The sequence below is a fragment of the Lelliottia sp. GFLA7 genome (assembly GCF_056490165.1).
Genome location: NZ_JBWLAQ010000007.1, coordinates 148,399 through 166,158 on the forward strand (window position 1 = coordinate 148,399; position 17,760 = coordinate 166,158).

Genomic DNA, 17,760 nt, shown 5'->3' on the forward strand with positions numbered 1-17,760 from the left:
TAAAGCGGGTGAAATTCACCCGCCATTTTCGTCAGTATGCCAAATCAATACAATGCTTTACCGCTGCTGTCTTTCACGTTGGTTTTCCATGCAGCACGAATCTGCTCAACCACGCTGTCCGGCAGGCTTGCGTAATCCAGGTCGTTAGCCTGTTTGCCACCGTTTTTGTATGCCCAATCGAAGAACTTCAGCACTTCAGCGCCCTGCTCAGGTTTCTTCTGATCTTTGTGCACCAGGATGAACGTGGTGGACGTGATTGGCCACGCGCCATCACCTTTCTGGTTAGTCAGATCCTGTGCGAAGGATTTGCTCCAGTCAGCGCCTTTCGCAGCGTTAGCGAAGTTTTCTTCGGTCGGGCTAACCGCTTTACCGTCAGCTGAAATGAGCTTGGTGTAAGCCAGGTTGTTTTGCTTGGCGTAAGCGTATTCAACGTAACCGATTGAACCCGGCAGACGCTGTACGAACGCGGCGATACCGTCGTTCCCTTTACCGCCCAGACCGGTCGGCCAATTAACAGTAGAGCCAGAACCGATTTTGGATTTCCACTCTTCGTTCACTTTCGCCAGGTAGCTGGTGAAGACGAAGGACGTACCGGAACCGTCAGCACGGCGAACCACAGCGATGTTCTGCGAAGGCAGTTTCACGCCTGGGTTCAGTTTGGTGATGGCTTCGTCATCCCATTTTTTGATTTTGCCGAGGTAGATATCACCGAGGGTTTTACCATCCAGCACCAGTTCGCCAGATTTCAGGCCCGGGATATTCACAGCCAACACAACACCACCGATGACGGTTGGGAACTGGAACAGACCTTCCTGAGCCAGTTTGTCATCGGACAATGGTGCGTCAGATGCACCGAAATCGACGGTATTAGCCGTAATTTGTTTAACGCCACCGGAGGAGCCGATACCCTGATAGTTCACCTTGTTACCGGTTTCTTTATTATAGGTATCTGCCCATTTGGCATACACCGGCGCAGGGAAAGTTGCACCAGCGCCAGTCAGGCTTGCTTCTGCGAATACAGAGAACGCGCTCATAGATAAGGTCGCGGCGACAACAGTTGCGACAGTGGTACGCATAACTTTCATAATGTCTCCTGCAAGGATTTCGTAAATCGTTGTTTAGTGGCTACGATGAGCAAAATAGGACAATCAGGTGACAGATAAATGTACGAAATATGACAGTTTTATGACATGAAAAATTTAGCTTAAAAATCCACTAAATAATTTTTAATAAACAGTAAGTTAGATATCTTTATGACACTCTGTTTTCAGAAAAATTTTATTTGTGTGACACTGAAAAAGTAGCTGAAAATGACAGATTGTCATCAATATAAAGAGAGGAGAATTGATTAAAAACAAACCAGGAGGAAAGAGAAAAGCTCCACCCGAAGATGGAGCCTGAAGGGATTATTCTACGGTGACTGATTTCGCCAGGTTACGCGGTTGGTCAACGTCGGTGCCTTTAATCAGCGCGACGTGATAAGCCAACAGTTGCAGCGGAACGGTATAGAAGATAGGCGCAATCACCTCTTCCACATGCGGCATCTCGATGATGTGCATGTTGTCGTTGCTGACAAAACCGGCATCTTGATCGGCGAAGACGTACAGCTGGCCGCCACGGGCGCGCACTTCTTCGATGTTAGATTTCAGTTTTTCCAGCAGTTCGTTGTTCGGTGCAACGACGATAACCGGCATATCCGCGTCAATCAGCGCCAGTGGGCCATGTTTCAGCTCACCTGCCGCGTAGGCTTCGGCGTGAATATAAGAGATCTCTTTCAGCTTCAGCGCGCCTTCCAGCGCAATTGGATACTGATCACCACGGCCCAGGAACAGCGCGTGGTGTTTGTCAGAGAAATCTTCCGCCAGCGCTTCAATGCGTTTGTCCTGAGACAGCATCTGCTCGATACGGCTCGGCAGCGCCTGCAAACCATGCACAATATCGTGCTCAATCGCCGCATCCTGGCCTTTCAGACGTGCCAGTTTCGCCACCAGCATCAGCAGAACGGTCAGCTGCGTGGTGAACGCTTTGGTCGACGCTACACCGATTTCCGTACCCGCTTTGGTCATCAGCGCCAGATCGGATTCACGCACCAGCGACGAGCCCGGCACGTTACAGATTGCCAGAGAACCGAGATATCCCAGCTCTTTCGACAAACGCAGTGCCGCCAGGGTATCCGCCGTTTCACCAGACTGGGAAAGAGTGATCATCAGGCTGTTGCGACGCACCGCTGATTTGCGGTAGCGGAACTCCGATGCGATTTCCACATCGCACGGCACGCCAGCCAGCGCTTCAAACCAGTAACGCGAAACCATGCCGGAGTTGTAAGACGTTCCGCAAGCAACAATCTGAATGTGCTCAACTTTCGCCAGCATCTCATTTGCGTTTGCACCCAGCTCGCTCAAATCCACTTCGCCGTGATTGATGCGCCCGATTAACGTGTTTTTGATCGCGTTCGGCTGCTCGTAAATCTCTTTCTGCATGTAGTGACGATAAGTACCTTTGTCACCCGCGTCGTACTGCAGATTGGATTCGATCTCCTGACGCTTCACCTGCGCGCCAGACTTATCGAAGACCGTGACGCTACGACGCGTCACTTCGGCGATATCACCCTCTTCGAGGAAGATAAAGCGACGAGTAACCGGCAGCAAAGCCAGCTGATCGGAGGCGATAAAGTTTTCGCCCATACCCATGCCGATGACCATCGGGCTACCGGAACGGGCAGCCAGCAGGGTGCTCGGATCGCGAGAATCCATGATCACCGTACCGTATGCACCGCGCAGCTGAGGGATCGCACGCAGCACCGCCTCACGCAGCGTACCGCCTTGCGCCAGTTCCCAGTGAACCAGGTGCGCAATAACTTCGGTATCAGTTTCAGAAACGAAGGTGTAACCCCGCGCTTTGAGTTCGTCGCGCAGCGGTTCGTGGTTTTCGATAATGCCGTTATGCACCACGACGATGTGTTCAGACACATGCGGGTGCGCGTTGCCTTCTGAGGGTTCGCCGTGGGTCGCCCAGCGCGTATGCGCAATACCGGTGCCGCCATGCAGTGGCGTTTCTTCCGCGGCTTGCGCCAGCATTTGCACTTTACCGAGGCGGCGCAGGCGGGTCATGTGCCCTTCTGCATCGACCACTGCCAGACCGGCAGAGTCGTAACCACGGTATTCCAGACGACGTAATCCTTCGATAAGGATTTCAGCAATATCACGCTGCGCAACTGCGCCAACAATTCCACACATAGTTAGATTTCCTGATAATGGCGTTATGCCATGCGTTGCCGCTGATCTGTATTTACCCTTTTGGGTAATGCCCTTCCGGGCGCCCCGAGCCTTGTAGAGAGTGGGGCTATATTTTGGTTACTTCATTTGGGCGGGGGATTATGTTATCCCCTCATCCCGACCCTCTCCCCAAAGGGGCGAGGGAGAAAACACCGCATCGAACGATCCTCTTTGCGAGGACGGTTCAGGTGAGGTCAGTTACTTTTTCTTCACCGGACGTTGCCAGCCTTGCTTGTTAACCTGCGGCACGCGGCTAAGCACGAGCTCATTTTCCGCCACATCACGTGTCACGGTTGTTCCCGCCGCAATCGTAACGCCTTTGCCGATCGTGACCGGAGCCACCAGCTGGCTGTCAGAACCGACGAATACATCATCGCCGATGATGGTTTTGAATTTATTGGCACCATCGTAGTTACAGGTAATCGTGCCCGCGCCGATATTAACGTTATCGCCAATTTCCGCATCGCCGAGATAGGTCAGATGACCGGCTTTCGAGCCTTTACCCAGACGGGCTTTTTTCATCTCGACAAAGTTGCCAACGTGGGCACCTTCCAGCAGTTCAGCGCCTGGGCGCAGACGCGCGAAAGGACCAATGGTACAGGCCGCTTCCAGACGGGCGTCTTCCACCACGCTGTACGGGCTAATCTCACAATCGTCACCAATGACGCTATTTTTGATCACACACCCGGTACCGATTTTAACGCGATGGCCCAGCGTCACCTGGCCTTCAATAATAATGTTAGTGTCAATTTCGACATCACGCCCGTGAGCAAGCGTACCGCGCAGGTCGAAACGCGCCGGATCGCGCAGCATCACGCCCGCCAGCAGCAGTTTTTCCGCCTGCTCAGCCTGATAAATACGCTCCAGACGGGAAAGCTGAAGACGGTTATTTACGCCGTCTGTTTCGCTGATGCGCGTCGGATGAACGGCTGTAATTTCGTGACCTTCGTGATGCGCCATCGCGATGATATCGGTGATGTAGTATTCACCCTGCGCGTTGTTGTTGTTCAGTTTTGACAGCCAGCGCTTCAGATCCGCGCCGTTGGCAATCAGAATGCCGGTGTTAATTTCCTGAATCTGGCGCTGCTCGTCGGAAGCGTCTTTATGCTCGACAATGCCCGTCACCTTGCCGTTTTCACGGGTGATACGGCCATAGCCCGTCGGGTCATCCAGTTTTACAGTCAGTAAACCGATGCCACCCTGCGGTTTGGCTTCACGCAGGCGCGTTAAGGTTTCAACAGCAATCAGCGGTACGTCGCCGTAAAGCATCAGGATGTCTTCATCGTCTGCAAAGAACGGCGCGGCCTGCTGCATGGCATGGCCGGTACCCAACTGCTCAGCCTGAAGCACCCAGTTGAGTTTGTCATCGCTCAGCGTCTTTTTAAGCAAATCGCCACCGTGGCCATAGACCAGATGAACGTTGCTCGCGCCCAATTCATTTGCAGCATCAATGACATGCTGCACCATCGGCTTTCCTGCCAACGTGTGCAACACCTTAGGAAGATCGGAATACATGCGGGTGCCTTTGCCTGCGGCAAGGATGACCACGCTCATCGTATTGTTCAACATACGCGTCCTGACTGTAATTTGAGTGAGAAGTAGAACCCTTTGACGTTGAAAATTCTACATATTTTGCAGCATAAAATGGGCTGCTGGTAAAACGCTCAACATCCGGCATTAATGGCTATTTGAAGATACTTTTAAGGGCAGAGTAAATCACTTTTCCTCTGGAAAATAGCTTTCTTACGGGAAGTCGCGAGCGCCAACAACAGCTTAGTTATTTTTTCGCCTCATGAATAAAGATCGCCTCAAAGCAAAACAACGTTTTAATTATCCAATATTGTGACAACCAAAAAAGAAACGACGTTTCATCTTGATGATAATGGCGCTCAAATATCAATCAGGAGAATAAGATGAATTATAAAATACCTCTGGCCCTAATGATGTGTAGCTCCTTTATCGTCAACGCAGCAGAACAGCCGCATGTCTGGAAAGCCATCGCGTTTGGCCAATCGACAGACGTGAATTTCTCGTCAAACGTATTGCCCGAGAAAATCGGTGTCAACGACGTCACTATTGATGGAAAAAAACTGACGCCGCAAGATGCGGTCGATCTCTCAAAACCCATCACGATTGAAAGCCGGGGAGGCAAAATCGCCAATTCGCACGACGGATTGACGTTCTTCTTTACCGAGCTCCCAACCCGCGAGAATTTTGTTTTAGAAGCGACCGTCAGAGTTGATCAGTTTGGTCCGGAGAATGGGGCGAAGCCAGCGGCTCAGGAAGGCGCAGGTTTGTTAGTGCGTGATGTGATCGGCGTGCCGCGTCAGCAACCGCTGAAAGAGGGCTACGAAGAGTTTCCCGCAGCGTCTAATCTGGTGATGAACGCCATTATGACGCAGGATAAAAAGGACCATCAGCGGGTAAAAATGCAGGCTATCACGCGTGAGGGGATTTCCCGTCCGTGGGGCAACGCAGGCGCGGCGATAAAAAAACAGAGCTATAAAGAAGAAGTGGATTTAAGCCAGACGCCTGAATTTCGGCTTAAGCTGCAAAGAACGAACGAGGGGTTTGTCACCGCGTGGGCACCCGCAGGGAGTGACGCGTGGGTCAGCCAAAGCGTTCCCCGTGCCAATTTGATTTCAGTACAAAATCAGGATCACTATTACGTGGGTTTCTTTGCTTCCCGTAACGCAAAAATCACCGTGACCAATGCGGCTCTGACAACATCTGCGGCAGAAACGGTTGCCAGCAAGCCCTGGCAGCCAAAAGCATTACCGCCTGTTGTCCAGATAGCCTCGCCTGGCAAGAGCGCCTCTGAGCATTACCTGGTACAAGCCCGCGCCAACTACGATGGCGTCTTCCGTCTTCGCCAAAACGAAGTGGTGATCGGCAATGATAAATCCGTTAAAGCGGGTGAAATGTATTCTGTGCCTGCGAAACTGAATGATAACAACGCCTTTGACTTGACCTTTACGCCTGTCAGTGGTGAACCTGTTCAGCAGAAATTTACCGTCGAAAAAGTGGCGGGTATCACGGCAACGACACTGCACGTTTCACCTGAAGGGAAAGCGGAGGGTCAGGGAACGGTCGCTTCACCGATGGATTTAACGACTGCCATTGGCCTGCTGGCGCCTGGCGGGAAAATCATTATGGCGAAAGGCGATTATCCACGCAGCGAAATCCCGGTTTCGGCCAGCGGTAGCGCGGACAAAATCAAAACGCTGCAAGCGGATGGGAAAGTGGTGATTCAGGGGTTGCTGGTGGATGCGAGCTATTGGCATATCAACGGAATCAACGTTACCGGGAAAAGCCTGCGTATTCAGGGCAGTCATAATCTGATTGAGGGTGTGACGGCTTATCGTAATGACGATACCGGCATTCAGATTTCATCTCCGGATAATGTGGGCCGACCTCTGTGGGCAAGCTATAACCGGGTGATCAATTCCGAATCCTATGCCAATGAAGATCCTGGAAAAATTAACGCCGATGGATTTGCGGTGAAGATGCGCGTCGGTGAGGGTAATCGCCTCGAGAACTGCAATTCTCATGACAATATCGACGACGGCTTTGATCTGTTCAATAAGATTGAAGACGGTGCTAACGGCGTTGTGGTGATCGAGAATTCCATTGCACGCAACAACACCAGCAACGGTTTTAAACTCGGCGGTGAAGGGCAACCCGTAGCGCATGAGGTGCGTAACAGTAAGGCGGTGGGCAATCATCTGGATGGGTTTACCGATAATTTCAACCCAGGCCAACTGATTGTCGAAAATAATGTGGCGGTGGACAACCAGCGCTTTAACTTTATCTTCCGACCAAGCCCGTACGGCGATCCCTCTACACAGGGCATTTTCTCCGGTAATAAGTCAGTACGTACGCAACCTGGACGCTATGACGACGCCGTCGTAGGCAACGTTGATGAGACGAATTACTTTATGCAGAAAGGAAAAAGCGTGAATAGCGAAGGGAAGATATTGGACGAGAAAGTCACGGTGGCTGAGCTGAAGATGTAGCAGATGGCGCTTGCTTATCGAACCACTGTAAGCACAGCGCCACATTGCATATCAGCGGTATTACAGATTGAAAGTCCCGAAAGAGATATTCATGCTGCTGAAAAGGGCGATGATTTTATTGATCAGTTTCATGTTGGCATCCTGTTTTTAATCTGAATTAATTATGTGATACACATCACAAAAACAAGTCTACACTTCAACATTTTACCGATCAACATTTTTGTGAGCTATATCACAAAATAATAAAACACCTTTTCAGTTTCAATTATCCTGAAACACAAACATAAAAAAAGCCAGTCTGGAACCAGACTGGCTTTTGTACTTTTTCAAGCCGGTGTTACATCGCTTTTTTAGTCAACTCGATAACGCGTAATTTCGCGATCGCTTTGGCCAGTTCAGCAGACGCCTGTGCGTAATCCACGTCGCCATGAGAGCTTTTGATATGCTCTTCTGCTTTACGCTTCGCTTCCAGAGCTCGCGCTTCGTCGAGATCCTGTCCACGAATAGCGGTATCAGCAAGAACGGTCACACTGCCAGGCTGCACTTCAAGAATGCCGCCGGACAGATAGATAAACTCTTCATGACCGAACTGTTTTACGATGCGGATCATACCAGGCTTAATGGCGGTGAGCAGCGGCGCGTGTCCTGGGAAAATACCCAGTTCACCTTCACTACCCGTTACCTGGATTTTCTCGACCAGACCAGAGAACATTTGTTGCTCTGCGCTGACGACGTCCAGGTGGTAAGTCATTGCCATATCACCCTCCGATTAAGGCGTTAAAGTTTTTTGGCTTTTTCCACGGCTTCGTCGATGGAACCAACCATGTAGAACGCCTGCTCCGGCAGGTGATCGTATTCGCCTTCCATGATGCCTTTAAAGCCACGGATGGTGTCTTTCAGGGAAACGTATTTACCTGGAGAACCGGTGAATACTTCCGCTACAAAGAACGGCTGGGACAGGAAGCGCTGAATCTTACGCGCGCGAGCTACCACCAGTTTATCTTCTTCAGACAACTCATCCATACCCAGGATGGCGATGATGTCTTTCAGTTCCTGGTAACGTTGCAGCAGGGACTGTACGCCACGCGCGGTGTCGTAGTGTTCCTGACCAACGACCAGTGGATCCAGCTGACGACTGGTGGAGTCCAGCGGGTCAACGGCTGGGTAGATACCCAGAGACGCGATCTGACGGCTCAGTACCACGGTTGCATCTAAGTGAGCAAAGGTGGTCGCTGGAGATGGGTCAGTCAAGTCATCCGCAGGTACGTATACCGCCTGAACGGAGGTGATCGAACCGGTTTTGGTAGAAGTGATACGTTCCTGCAGAACGCCCATCTCTTCCGCCAGCGTCGGCTGGTAACCTACCGCTGAAGGCATACGGCCCAGCAGTGCAGATACTTCAGTACCGGCCAAGGTGTAACGGTAGATGTTATCTACGAACAGCAGCACGTCACGACCTTCGTCACGGAACTTCTCAGCCATAGTCAGACCGGTCAGCGCAACGCGCAGACGGTTTCCTGGTGGCTCGTTCATCTGGCCATAAACCAGGGATACTTTATCCAGAACGTTGGAGTCGGTCATTTCGTGGTAGAAGTCGTTACCCTCACGAGTACGCTCACCCACGCCTGCAAACACGGAGTAACCGGAGTGCTCGATCGCGATGTTACGGATCAGCTCCATCATGTTTACGGTTTTACCCACGCCCGCACCACCAAACAGACCGACTTTACCGCCCTTAGCGAACGGACACATCAGGTCGATAACTTTGATGCCGGTTTCCAGCAGTTCCTGCGAGCTAGACAGCTCTTCATAGGAAGGTGCTGCACGGTGGATTGCCCAACGGTCTTCTTCACCGATATCGCCTTTCATGTCGATTGGTTGACCCAATACGTTCATGATACGACCCAGTGTTGCTTTACCTACTGGGACTTCGATCGGGTGCTCGAGATCTTTAACGGCCAGACCACGACGCAGACCGTCGGAAGAACCCATGGCGATAGTACGTACGATACCACCACCGAGCTGCTGCTGAACTTCCAGCACCAGACTCTCGTTACCATTCTGTACCTCAAGAGCATCGTACACGCGCGGTACGGCATCCTGAGGGAATTCGACGTCAACCACGGCGCCGATTACCTGGACAATTTTTCCAGTAGCCATCTTGAATCCTCTACGAATTAACCTGGTTATACCGCGGATGCACCACCGACGATTTCGGTGAGTTCCTGAGTAATGCTGGCCTGACGAGCTTTGTTGTATACCAACTGCAGCTCTTTAATCAGGCTGCCGCCATTGTCGGTCGCGGCTTTCATCGCCACCATACGTGCGGCCTGCTCGCTGGCCAGGTTTTCTACCACACCCTGATAAACCTGAGATTCAACGTAACGACGCAGCAGGGTATCCAGCAGCGGTTTCGGATCGGGTTCATACAGGTAATCCCAGGCTTTCTGCTTCAGCTCTTGATCTTCTGATGCCGGTAAAGGCAGCAGTTGAGTGAGGGTCGGAACCTGAGACATGGTGTTAATAAATTTGTTGCTGACAACGTAAAGTCTGTCCAGACGGCCTTCATCATAGGCCTGCAACATCACTTTTACCGGGCCAATCAGCTCGGACAGGGATGGGTTATCACCCATGCCCGTCACCTGAGCGACAATATTGCCGCCTACGGAATTAAAGAAAGAGACGCCTTTAGAGCCGATCATCGCGATATCGCTTTGAACGCCTTTATCGGACCAGACTTTCATATCCGCCAGCAGTTTTTTGAACAGGTTAATGTTCAAGCCACCGCACAGACCACGGTCGGTAGACACCACCAGGTAGCCCACGCGTTTAACGTCGCGTTCTTCCAGGTAAGGATGCTTATATTCCAGATTACCGTTTGCAAGGTGACCAATCACTTTGCGCATGGTATCTGCATAAGGACGGCTGGACGCCATGCGATCCTGCGATTTACGCATTTTGGAAGCGGCGACCATCTCCATCGCTTTAGTGATCTTCTGCGTGTTCTGGACGCTTGCGATCTTACTACGTATCTCTTTTGCGCCGGCCATGAGCTTCTCCTCAATGCCTTGCGGTCTGCCCTAAGACAGACCGCCGGACGTTACCAGGACTGGGTTGCTTTGAAGGAATCGAGGATGCTTTTCAGCTTGCCTTCGATTTCGTCGTTATAGCCACCGGACTGGTTGATCTCTTGCATCAGCGGAGCGTGATCACGGTCAACGTAAGCCAACAGAGCGGCTTCGAAGCTACCGATTTTCGCCAGTTCCACATCTTCGAGGTAACCGCGTTCAGCCGCGAACAGCACCAGGCCCTGTTGTGCAACAGACATTGGGGCATACTGTTTCTGCTTCAGGAGTTCGGTCACTTTCTGACCGTGGCTCAGCTGTTTACGGGTTGCTTCGTCCAGATCGGAAGCGAACTGCGAGAACGCCGCCAGTTCACGATACTGAGCCAGCGCGGTACGAATACCACCGGACAGTTTCTTGATGATCTTAGTCTGAGCAGCACCACCAACACGGGATACGGAGATACCTGGGTTAACTGCAGGACGAATACCGGAGTTAAACAGGTTGGTTTCCAGGAAGATCTGACCATCGGTAATCGAAATTACGTTGGTTGGAACGAACGCAGAAACGTCACCCGCTTGGGTTTCGATAATCGGCAGAGCAGTCAGAGAACCGGTTTTACCTTTCACTTCACCTTTGGTGAAGTTCTCAACGTATTCCGCGTTTACGCGGGATGCGCGCTCAAGCAGACGGGAGTGGAGATAAAACACGTCGCCCGGGAATGCTTCACGTCCTGGTGGACGGCGCAGCAGCAGGGAAACCTGACGGTAAGCAACAGCCTGTTTAGACAGGTCATCGTATACGATCAACGCATCTTCACCGCGGTCACGGAAGTATTCGCCCATTGCGCAACCCGCATAAGGTGCCAGGTATTGCAGTGCAGCGGATTCAGAAGCGGTCGCAACCACAACGATGGTGTTAGACAGCGCGCCGTGCTCTTCCAGTTTACGAACCACGTTAGAAATGGTGGACGCTTTCTGGCCGATGGCCACATACACACATTTGATACCGGAGTCGCGCTGGTTGATGATCGCATCGATTGCCATCGCGGTTTTACCGGTCTGACGGTCACCGATGATCAATTCACGCTGACCACGACCGATTGGGATCATGGCATCAACGGATTTATAACCAGTCTGCACTGGCTGATCAACGGACTGACGTTCGATAACGCCTGGTGCGATAACTTCGATTGGCGAGAAGCCATCGTTATCAACCGGGCCTTTACCGTCGATTGGTGCACCCAGGGTGTTAACCACGCGACCCAGCAGACCACGGCCGACTGGTACTTCCAGAATACGACCAGTACATTTGACTTTCATGCCTTCGGCAAGGTCAGCGTACGGGCCCATCACAACTGCACCTACGGAGTCGCGCTCCAGGTTCAGTGCGATTGCGTAACGGTTACCCGGAAGGGAAATCATCTCACCCTGCATACAATCGGCCAGGCCGTGGATGCGGATAACACCGTCACTTACAGAAACAATAGTACCTTCGTTGTGAGCTTCACTCACAACACTAAACTGAGCAATGCGCTGCTTGATCAGTTCGCTGATTTCGGTGGAATTCAGTTGCATGCTCCAGTCCCCTTAAGACTGCAAGACGTCTGAAAGGCGTTGCAGACGGCCGCGTACGCTGCCGTCAATGACCATATCACCCGCTCGGATGATTACGCCCGCCATAACAGACTTATCGATTTTGCAATTCAGCTTAACTTTGCGTGACAGACGTTTTTCCATCGCGGCGGTGATCTTCGCAAGCTGTTCTTCACTCAGTTCGTTCGCCGAGGTTACTTCAACTTCGGCGGTAGCTTCACTGAGAGCACGTAAGTGCTCGAACTGCTCAAGAACATCCGGGAGCACGCGTAGACGACCATTTTCAGCCATAACCTTAATCAGGTTCTGGCCGCTGGTGTCCAACTGCTCGCCACAAACGGCGATAAACGACGCAGCAAGCGTTTCTGGTGCTAACGCACCTGAAAGCATCTCAGCCATTTGCTCGTTTTTCGTTACCTCAGCGGCAAACGCCAGCATATCCTGCCAGCGGTCGACATTTTGGTGTTCGACAGCAAAGTCAAAAGCTGCTTTGGCGTAGGGGCGAGCTACCGTAACAAATTCAGACATCAGCCCCTCCCTCCTTACAGTTCAGCGACAAGTTTGTCCACGATGTCGCTGTTAGCAGCTTCATCCACGGAACGTTCGATGATCTTCTCGGCGCCAGCAACAGCCAGAATCGCAACCTGCTTACGCAGTTCTTCACGTGCACGTTTACGCTCAGCATCAATTTCAGCCTGCGCCTGTGCAACGATCTTAGTGCGTTCCTGTTCTGCTTCAGCTTTTGCTTCGTCCAGGATCTGTGAACGGCGTTTGTTAGCCTGTTCAATGATGACCTGAGCTTCAGCTTTCGCTTTTTTCAGCTGGTCTGTCGCGTTGGCCTGTGCAAGGTCCAAATCTTTCTTAGCGCGCTCTGCAGAAGCCAAACCGTCAGCAATTTCTTTTTGACGTTTTTCGATGGCAGCCATTAAAGGCGGCCATACGTACTTCATACAGAACCAGACAAAGAGAATAAACGCGATGGCCTGGCCGAGGATTGTTGCGTTCATGTTCACAGCACAATACCTCTTAAATTTCTGTGGCTTAGGTTTTTAGAACTACTACTACGCGACAGCAAACATCACGTACAGACCCAGACCTACAGCGATCATTGGGATTGCATCCACCAGACCCATAACGATAAAGAACTGAGTACGCAGCAGAGGAATCAGATCCGGTTGACGCGCTGCGCCTTCCAGGAATTTGCCCCCGAGGATGCCGATACCGATCGCAGCACCGATAGCCGCCAGACCCATCATCACAGCGGCAGCCATGTACAGCAGATCCATATTCAGGTTTTCCATGACAGTCTCCAGTTTGTTTCAAATAAAAACGTAGTAGTGTTGGTAAAAAATCAGTGCTCTTCAGACGCCATCGACAGATAGACGATCGTCAGAACCATGAAGATAAAGGCTTGCAGCGTAATGATCAGGATGTGGAAAATGGCCCATGGCACATTCAGAATCCACTGTGACCACCACGGCAGAAGACCCGCGATCAGAATGAAAATCAGCTCACCCGCATACATGTTGCCGAACAGTCGCAGACCGAGAGAAACCGGTTTGGACAGCAGGCTCACGCCTTCCAGGATCAGGTTGACCGGAATAAACGCCCAGTGGTTGAACGGCTGCAAGGTAAGCTCTTTCACGAAGCCGCTTACGCCTTTCATTTTGATGCTGTAGAAAAGAATCAGGATGAATACGCCCAGCGCCATGGACAGGGTGATGTTCACGTCAGCAGACGGAACCACACGCAGTGCAGGCAGGCCGAAGACATGCTCACCGATGTATGGCAGCAGGTCGATAGGCAGAAGGTCCATCAGGTTCATCAGGAAGACCCAGACGAAGACAGTCAACGCCAGTGGAGCAATCAGCTTGCTCTTACCGTGATACATGTCTTTAACGCTGCCATGAACAAAGCCGATGACTAATTCAATTGCCGTCTGGAATTTCCCTGGAACGCCGCTGGTCGCTTTTTTAGCAACGCTACGGAACATGGCCAGGAACAACAGACCCAACACCACCGAGAAGAACATGGAGTCAATGTTGAGCGTCCAGAAGGTGGCCGGGGGGTTATGCGGATCCACCAGCGAGAATGTACGCAGATCCATCTGAAGGTTCGTCAGATGGTGACCTATGTAATCCTGCGGCGTCATATTTTCTGAAGCCATGATGCCTTTTACCCTTTGTTGTTGATTACAGCTGGCGCCAGAACTTGTACCACCAGCACCAAAACCCACGTCACGATCAGCGGCAAAAATACCACTTTGAAAACAGCCAGCGCCACCACCAGTAAGGCAAAGGTCAGCAACACCTTACACACTTCGCCAAGAGCGAAGGACCAGGCCACGCGGCCTTTGGCGGGTGTATGCGCCTGATGACGCCAGGCAAAAATCATAAAGAACATGTTTGGCAAAATCACTGCCAGGCCTCCACAAACAGCGGAGATGCCCCAGAAGGGGTCTTTCAGGCTGAACAGCAGTCCACTTGCTATTACGGCCAAAAATTGTATGAACAGAAGTTTACGTGCAACGTTTCTACTCAAGAGCGACACAGACATCACGTTAAACTCCTGCTCCCTTCGAGGTACGTCGCGTGTCGTATAAAACGTTCTTTAAGGCTCAGAGTCAAGCAGCAAAAAGCGGACAAATTATACGGTGCGCCCCCGTGAATTCAAACAATAAGTAGCGAAAAGGTGAATAAATGTTTAAAAATTTTTCACTACCGCTATTTTTCAACTTTTCATCAAAGAGTGAGCCGGGATACAAAACAGCAAACTGCTCTGAAACGTTGATGATAAAGCGTGCACGAGATCACAAAACACACATTTACGATAAGGTCATATTAATCAAATCCATAAATCGAATTATTTCATCTTTATGATATTAAAGGTTAATTAACGCAACTTTTCTCAAAACAACCCTATCTACAACAAAAACCATTCATTGACATTTTTAATAAAAATTTAACATGAATGTGTTGTTACCGATTCCGACTTTTAGCAGGCTGATATTTTCATGCTTGACTATCTTTTGGGTGAATAACGCTGATGAAGTTAACCTCAAGAAAATCACTGGTAACAATCACGTTAAATCAGCCTCAAAGAGAATCTTTTTTCCATGCTGTTTTTTAACACACTAAGAACAGCACAAATTCCACATTTTTATACATCTTTTAAAAATGATTTGGTTTAATCACCACCAAATGACGTTCACCCTCGAGTTGCGGAACCTGAAGTTTAGCAATGGACTCGACACTATAACCCTCAGGTAACTGGGCGATTTCATCATCAGGCACCAGACCTTTGAGCGCATAAAAACGGCCGTCCTGCGCCGGTAAATGCTTGCACCAACTCACCATATCATTGAGGGAAGCGAATGCACGGCTGATCACGCCATCAAATGGCGGCTCGGAGGGAAACGCTTCTACCCTGCTCTGTACCGGCTCGATGTTTTCAAGCTTCAGCTCATGCTGCACCTGACGCAGGAAACGTACGCGCTTGCCAAGGCTGTCCAACAACGTGAAGTGGCATTCAGGGCGCACAATTGACAGCGGAATACCGGGTAATCCCGGGCCTGTACCGACGTCAATAAAGCGCTCACCGCGAAGATGAGGCGCAACCACAATGCTATCGAGAATATGACGAATCAGCATCTCGTTAGGATCGCGCACAGACGTAAGGTTATACGCTTTATTCCATTTGCTCAGCATATCGACATACGCCACCAGCTGGTTTTTCTGATGATCGGTGAGCGAAATGCCGGCCTGTTCCAGCAGACGAGAGAGTTTGTTGAGCACGGTGAATACCTGTAGAGAGGATTGTTGGCCCGGCCAACGCAATGCGACCGGGCAACGATTATCATAGCCTTAAGCGCTGCGGCGCAGCATACCTTGTTTTTTCAGCCAGACCAGCAGAATGGAAATAGCTGCAGGTGTTACGCCAGAAATACGCGATGCCTGACCGATTGAGACGGGTTTGTGATCGTTTAGTTTGGCGATAACTTCGTTAGACAACCCCGTCACCTGACGGTAATCCAGCATTTCTGGCAGCAGCGTATTTTCGTTGCGCTGCTGTTTTTCGATCTCATCCTGCTGACGAGCGATATAACCTTCGTATTTGATCTGAATTTCAACCTGCTCAGCCGCTTCAGCATCGTCAAGGCCCGGAGCAAATGGTGTCATCTGCACCAGTTGTTCGTAAGTCATGCCGGGGCGACGTAACAGATCTTCACCGCTGGCTTCACGCGACAGCGGCGCTGCTAAGTGAGCATTCACTTCGGCAACGGAATCGGCTAACGGATTAACCCAGGTAGATTTCAGGCGCTGACGTTCGGTTTCGATACGTTCCAGCTTTTCGTTGAAACGAGCCCAACGTTCGTCATCAACGAGACCCAACTCACGTCCCATTTCGGTGAGACGCAAATCGGCATTATCTTCGCGCAGCATCAAACGATATTCCGCACGCGAGGTAAACATGCGGTACGGTTCTTTTGTGCCCATGGTGCTGAGATCGTCAACAAGAACACCAAGATAAGCCTGATCGCGACGCGGCGCCCAGCCCTCTTTTTCGGCAGAAAAACGAGCTGCGTTCAAGCCCGCCAGCAGCCCTTGGGCAGCGGCTTCTTCGTAACCCGTGGTGCCGTTAATTTGACCGGCAAAGAACAGACCCTGAATAAATTTGCTTTCCAGCGTCGGTTTCAGATCGCGAGGGTCGAAGAAATCGTACTCAATCGCGTAGCCAGGGCGCACAATTTTTGCGTTTTCCATACCCTGCATCGAACGAACGATTTGGATCTGCACATCAAACGGCAGGCTGGTGGAGATGCCGTTCGGATAAATTTCATTGGATGTCAGGCCTTCCGGCTCCAGGAAGATCTGGTGCTGGTTACGATCGGCAAAGCGCATCACCTTGTCTTCGATCGACGGGCAATAACGAGGGCCGATCCCCTCGATCACCCCGGCATACATCGGGCTGCGATCGAGGTTATTGCGGATCACATCATGGGTTTTCTCGTTGGTATGCGTGATGTAACACGGTACCTGTTGAGGATGCTGAGCAGCATTGCCCATGAACGAGAAGACAGGAATAGGCGTGTCACCATGCTGTTGAGCCAGCACGCTGAAATCGATAGTACGCGCGTCGATGCGCGGCGGCGTACCGGTCTTCAGGCGATTAACGCGCAGCGGCAGCTCACGCAAACGACGGGACAGTGAAATGGATGGCGGATCGCCAGCACGGCCACCGCTGTAATTATCCAGACCGATATGGATTTTACCGTCGAGGAAAGTCCCCACCGTTAACACAACCGCTTTGGCGCGGAATTTGAGTCCCATTTGGGTCACTGCGCCGACAACGCGATCGTTTTCGACGATCAGATCTTCAACCGCCTGCTGGAAGATCATCAGGTTAGGTTGATTCTCCAGCGCAGTACGGACCGCCTGCCGGTACAACACACGGTCTGCCTGAGCACGGGTGGCGCGGACTGCCGGGCCTTTACTCGCGTTTAGTATCCTAAACTGGATTCCAGCATGATCGATCGCTTTCGCCATCAAGCCGCCGAGGGCATCGACTTCTTTTACCAGGTGTCCTTTCCCAATGCCGCCAATCGCCGGATTACAGGACATTTGTCCCAGCGTGTCGATATTGTGTGTCAAAAGCAGGGTCTGTTGACCCATACGCGCTGCGGCCATGGCGGCCTCAGTGCCTGCATGACCCCCGCCAATGATGATGACGTCAAAAGGATCCTGATAAAACATGCTTTCCTGCCTTGCGTAAAGCGGTTTGAAAATGGATTTAAGCCCGGGCCGTGGAT

16 protein-coding genes are annotated in these 17,760 nt (G+C 51.3%); 2 read left to right on the forward strand and 14 right to left on the reverse strand.

The annotated features are described in order from the left end of the window. Positions 1 to 44 precede the first annotated feature (44 nt). From pstS to glmU, 3 genes are all read right to left on the reverse strand, one after another. A complete protein-coding gene (gene pstS, locus AC07RN_RS17570) occupies positions 45 to 1,085 on the reverse strand; it encodes a phosphate ABC transporter substrate-binding protein PstS (protein ID WP_015961092.1) in 1,041 nt (346 codons plus the stop codon). A gap of 321 nt (positions 1,086 to 1,406) precedes the next feature. Continuing rightward, on the reverse strand, positions 1,407 to 3,236 hold the full coding sequence (gene glmS / locus AC07RN_RS17575; RefSeq protein WP_015961091.1) for a glutamine--fructose-6-phosphate transaminase (isomerizing): 1,830 nt from the start codon (positions 3,234 to 3,236) through the stop codon (positions 1,407 to 1,409). A 237-nt stretch (positions 3,237 to 3,473) separates the two neighbouring features. Beyond that, the gene (glmU, locus tag AC07RN_RS17580) at positions 3,474 to 4,844 is read right to left on the reverse strand and encodes a bifunctional UDP-N-acetylglucosamine diphosphorylase/glucosamine-1-phosphate N-acetyltransferase GlmU (protein WP_478336948.1); all 1,371 of its coding nucleotides are present in this window, start codon (positions 4,842 to 4,844) and stop codon (positions 3,474 to 3,476) included. Positions 4,845 to 5,188: 344 nt separating this feature from the next. On the opposite strand from glmU, the gene AC07RN_RS17585 reads away from it, so the two are divergent. Then, complete coding sequence (locus AC07RN_RS17585) at positions 5,189 to 7,291, forward strand: right-handed parallel beta-helix repeat-containing protein (protein ID WP_478336949.1); 2,103 nt, start codon at positions 5,189 to 5,191, stop codon at positions 7,289 to 7,291. Between the two features lie 3 nt (positions 7,292 to 7,294). Further along, entirely contained in the window at positions 7,295 to 7,447 is a 153-nt protein-coding gene (locus AC07RN_RS17590; RefSeq protein WP_186753239.1) for a hypothetical protein, read from the forward strand. 181 nt (positions 7,448 to 7,628) lie between these two features. Here AC07RN_RS17590 and AC07RN_RS17595 read toward each other — a convergent pair whose 3' ends face one another. The 11 genes from AC07RN_RS17595 to mnmG all read right to left on the reverse strand — a co-directional run bounded on the left by AC07RN_RS17595 (position 7,629) and on the right by mnmG (position 17,704). After that, the gene (locus tag AC07RN_RS17595) at positions 7,629 to 8,048 is read right to left on the reverse strand and encodes a F0F1 ATP synthase subunit epsilon (protein ID WP_003023809.1); all 420 of its coding nucleotides are present in this window, start codon (positions 8,046 to 8,048) and stop codon (positions 7,629 to 7,631) included. A 20-nt stretch (positions 8,049 to 8,068) separates the two neighbouring features. Beyond that, a complete protein-coding gene (atpD, locus tag AC07RN_RS17600) occupies positions 8,069 to 9,451 on the reverse strand; it encodes a F0F1 ATP synthase subunit beta (RefSeq protein WP_015961088.1) in 1,383 nt (460 codons plus the stop codon). Positions 9,452 to 9,477: 26 nt separating this feature from the next. Next, on the reverse strand, positions 9,478 to 10,341 hold the full coding sequence (gene atpG / locus AC07RN_RS17605) for a F0F1 ATP synthase subunit gamma (protein ID WP_015961087.1): 864 nt from the start codon (positions 10,339 to 10,341) through the stop codon (positions 9,478 to 9,480). Positions 10,342 to 10,391: 50 nt separating this feature from the next. Continuing rightward, positions 10,392 to 11,933: a F0F1 ATP synthase subunit alpha gene (atpA, locus tag AC07RN_RS17610; RefSeq protein WP_015961086.1), complete on the reverse strand. Its 1,542-nt coding sequence runs from the start codon at positions 11,931 to 11,933 to the stop codon at positions 10,392 to 10,394. Between the two features lie 12 nt (positions 11,934 to 11,945). Continuing rightward, entirely contained in the window at positions 11,946 to 12,479 is a 534-nt protein-coding gene (atpH, locus tag AC07RN_RS17615) for a F0F1 ATP synthase subunit delta (RefSeq protein WP_015961085.1), read from the reverse strand. Between the two features lie 14 nt (positions 12,480 to 12,493). Continuing rightward, positions 12,494 to 12,964 (reverse strand): F0F1 ATP synthase subunit B, encoded by a 471-nt coding sequence (gene atpF, locus AC07RN_RS17620; protein WP_015961084.1) that lies wholly within the window; start codon positions 12,962 to 12,964, stop codon positions 12,494 to 12,496. Positions 12,965 to 13,012: 48 nt separating this feature from the next. Further along, the gene (gene atpE, locus AC07RN_RS17625; RefSeq protein WP_000429386.1) at positions 13,013 to 13,252 is read right to left on the reverse strand and encodes a F0F1 ATP synthase subunit C; all 240 of its coding nucleotides are present in this window, start codon (positions 13,250 to 13,252) and stop codon (positions 13,013 to 13,015) included. 50 nt (positions 13,253 to 13,302) lie between these two features. Further along, positions 13,303 to 14,118 carry a F0F1 ATP synthase subunit A gene (gene atpB, locus AC07RN_RS17630; protein ID WP_015961083.1) on the reverse strand — a complete coding sequence of 272 codons (816 nt, stop codon included), beginning with the start codon at positions 14,116 to 14,118 and terminating at the stop codon, positions 13,303 to 13,305. Between the two features lie 8 nt (positions 14,119 to 14,126). Continuing rightward, positions 14,127 to 14,507 (reverse strand): F0F1 ATP synthase subunit I, encoded by a 381-nt coding sequence (gene atpI, locus AC07RN_RS17635; RefSeq protein WP_015961082.1) that lies wholly within the window; start codon positions 14,505 to 14,507, stop codon positions 14,127 to 14,129. 614 nt (positions 14,508 to 15,121) lie between these two features. Then, complete coding sequence (gene rsmG, locus AC07RN_RS17640; RefSeq protein ID WP_478336950.1) at positions 15,122 to 15,745, reverse strand: 16S rRNA (guanine(527)-N(7))-methyltransferase RsmG; 624 nt, start codon at positions 15,743 to 15,745, stop codon at positions 15,122 to 15,124. A 69-nt stretch (positions 15,746 to 15,814) separates the two neighbouring features. Next, a complete protein-coding gene (mnmG, locus tag AC07RN_RS17645) occupies positions 15,815 to 17,704 on the reverse strand; it encodes a tRNA uridine-5-carboxymethylaminomethyl(34) synthesis enzyme MnmG (RefSeq protein WP_015961080.1) in 1,890 nt (629 codons plus the stop codon). Between the last annotated feature and the right edge of the window lie 56 nt (positions 17,705 to 17,760).

What these genes read in the sequence shown, in the direction of transcription:
- pstS (WP_015961092.1), bottom strand. Translation starts at nt 1,085, where the DNA reads ATGAAAGTTATGCGTACCACTGTCGCAACTGTTGTCGCCGCGACCTTA.
- atpI (WP_015961082.1), bottom strand. Translation starts at nt 14,507, where the DNA reads ATGTCTGTGTCGCTCTTGAGTAGAAACGTTGCACGTAAACTTCTGTTC.
- atpB (WP_015961083.1), bottom strand. Translation starts at nt 14,118, where the DNA reads ATGGCTTCAGAAAATATGACGCCGCAGGATTACATAGGTCACCATCTG.
- mnmG (WP_015961080.1), bottom strand. Translation starts at nt 17,704, where the DNA reads ATGTTTTATCAGGATCCTTTTGACGTCATCATCATTGGCGGGGGTCAT.
- AC07RN_RS17595 (WP_003023809.1), bottom strand. Translation starts at nt 8,048, where the DNA reads ATGGCAATGACTTACCACCTGGACGTCGTCAGCGCAGAGCAACAAATG.
- atpH (WP_015961085.1), bottom strand. Translation starts at nt 12,479, where the DNA reads ATGTCTGAATTTGTTACGGTAGCTCGCCCCTACGCCAAAGCAGCTTTT.
- atpG (WP_015961087.1), bottom strand. Translation starts at nt 10,341, where the DNA reads ATGGCCGGCGCAAAAGAGATACGTAGTAAGATCGCAAGCGTCCAGAAC.
- glmU (WP_478336948.1), bottom strand. Translation starts at nt 4,844, where the DNA reads ATGTTGAACAATACGATGAGCGTGGTCATCCTTGCCGCAGGCAAAGGC.
- atpE (WP_000429386.1), bottom strand. Translation starts at nt 13,252, where the DNA reads ATGGAAAACCTGAATATGGATCTGCTGTACATGGCTGCCGCTGTGATG.
- AC07RN_RS17585 (WP_478336949.1), top strand. Translation starts at nt 5,189, where the DNA reads ATGAATTATAAAATACCTCTGGCCCTAATGATGTGTAGCTCCTTTATC.
- AC07RN_RS17590 (WP_186753239.1), top strand. Translation starts at nt 7,295, where the DNA reads ATGGCGCTTGCTTATCGAACCACTGTAAGCACAGCGCCACATTGCATA.
- atpA (WP_015961086.1), bottom strand. Translation starts at nt 11,933, where the DNA reads ATGCAACTGAATTCCACCGAAATCAGCGAACTGATCAAGCAGCGCATT.
- atpD (WP_015961088.1), bottom strand. Translation starts at nt 9,451, where the DNA reads ATGGCTACTGGAAAAATTGTCCAGGTAATCGGCGCCGTGGTTGACGTC.
- glmS (WP_015961091.1), bottom strand. Translation starts at nt 3,236, where the DNA reads ATGTGTGGAATTGTTGGCGCAGTTGCGCAGCGTGATATTGCTGAAATC.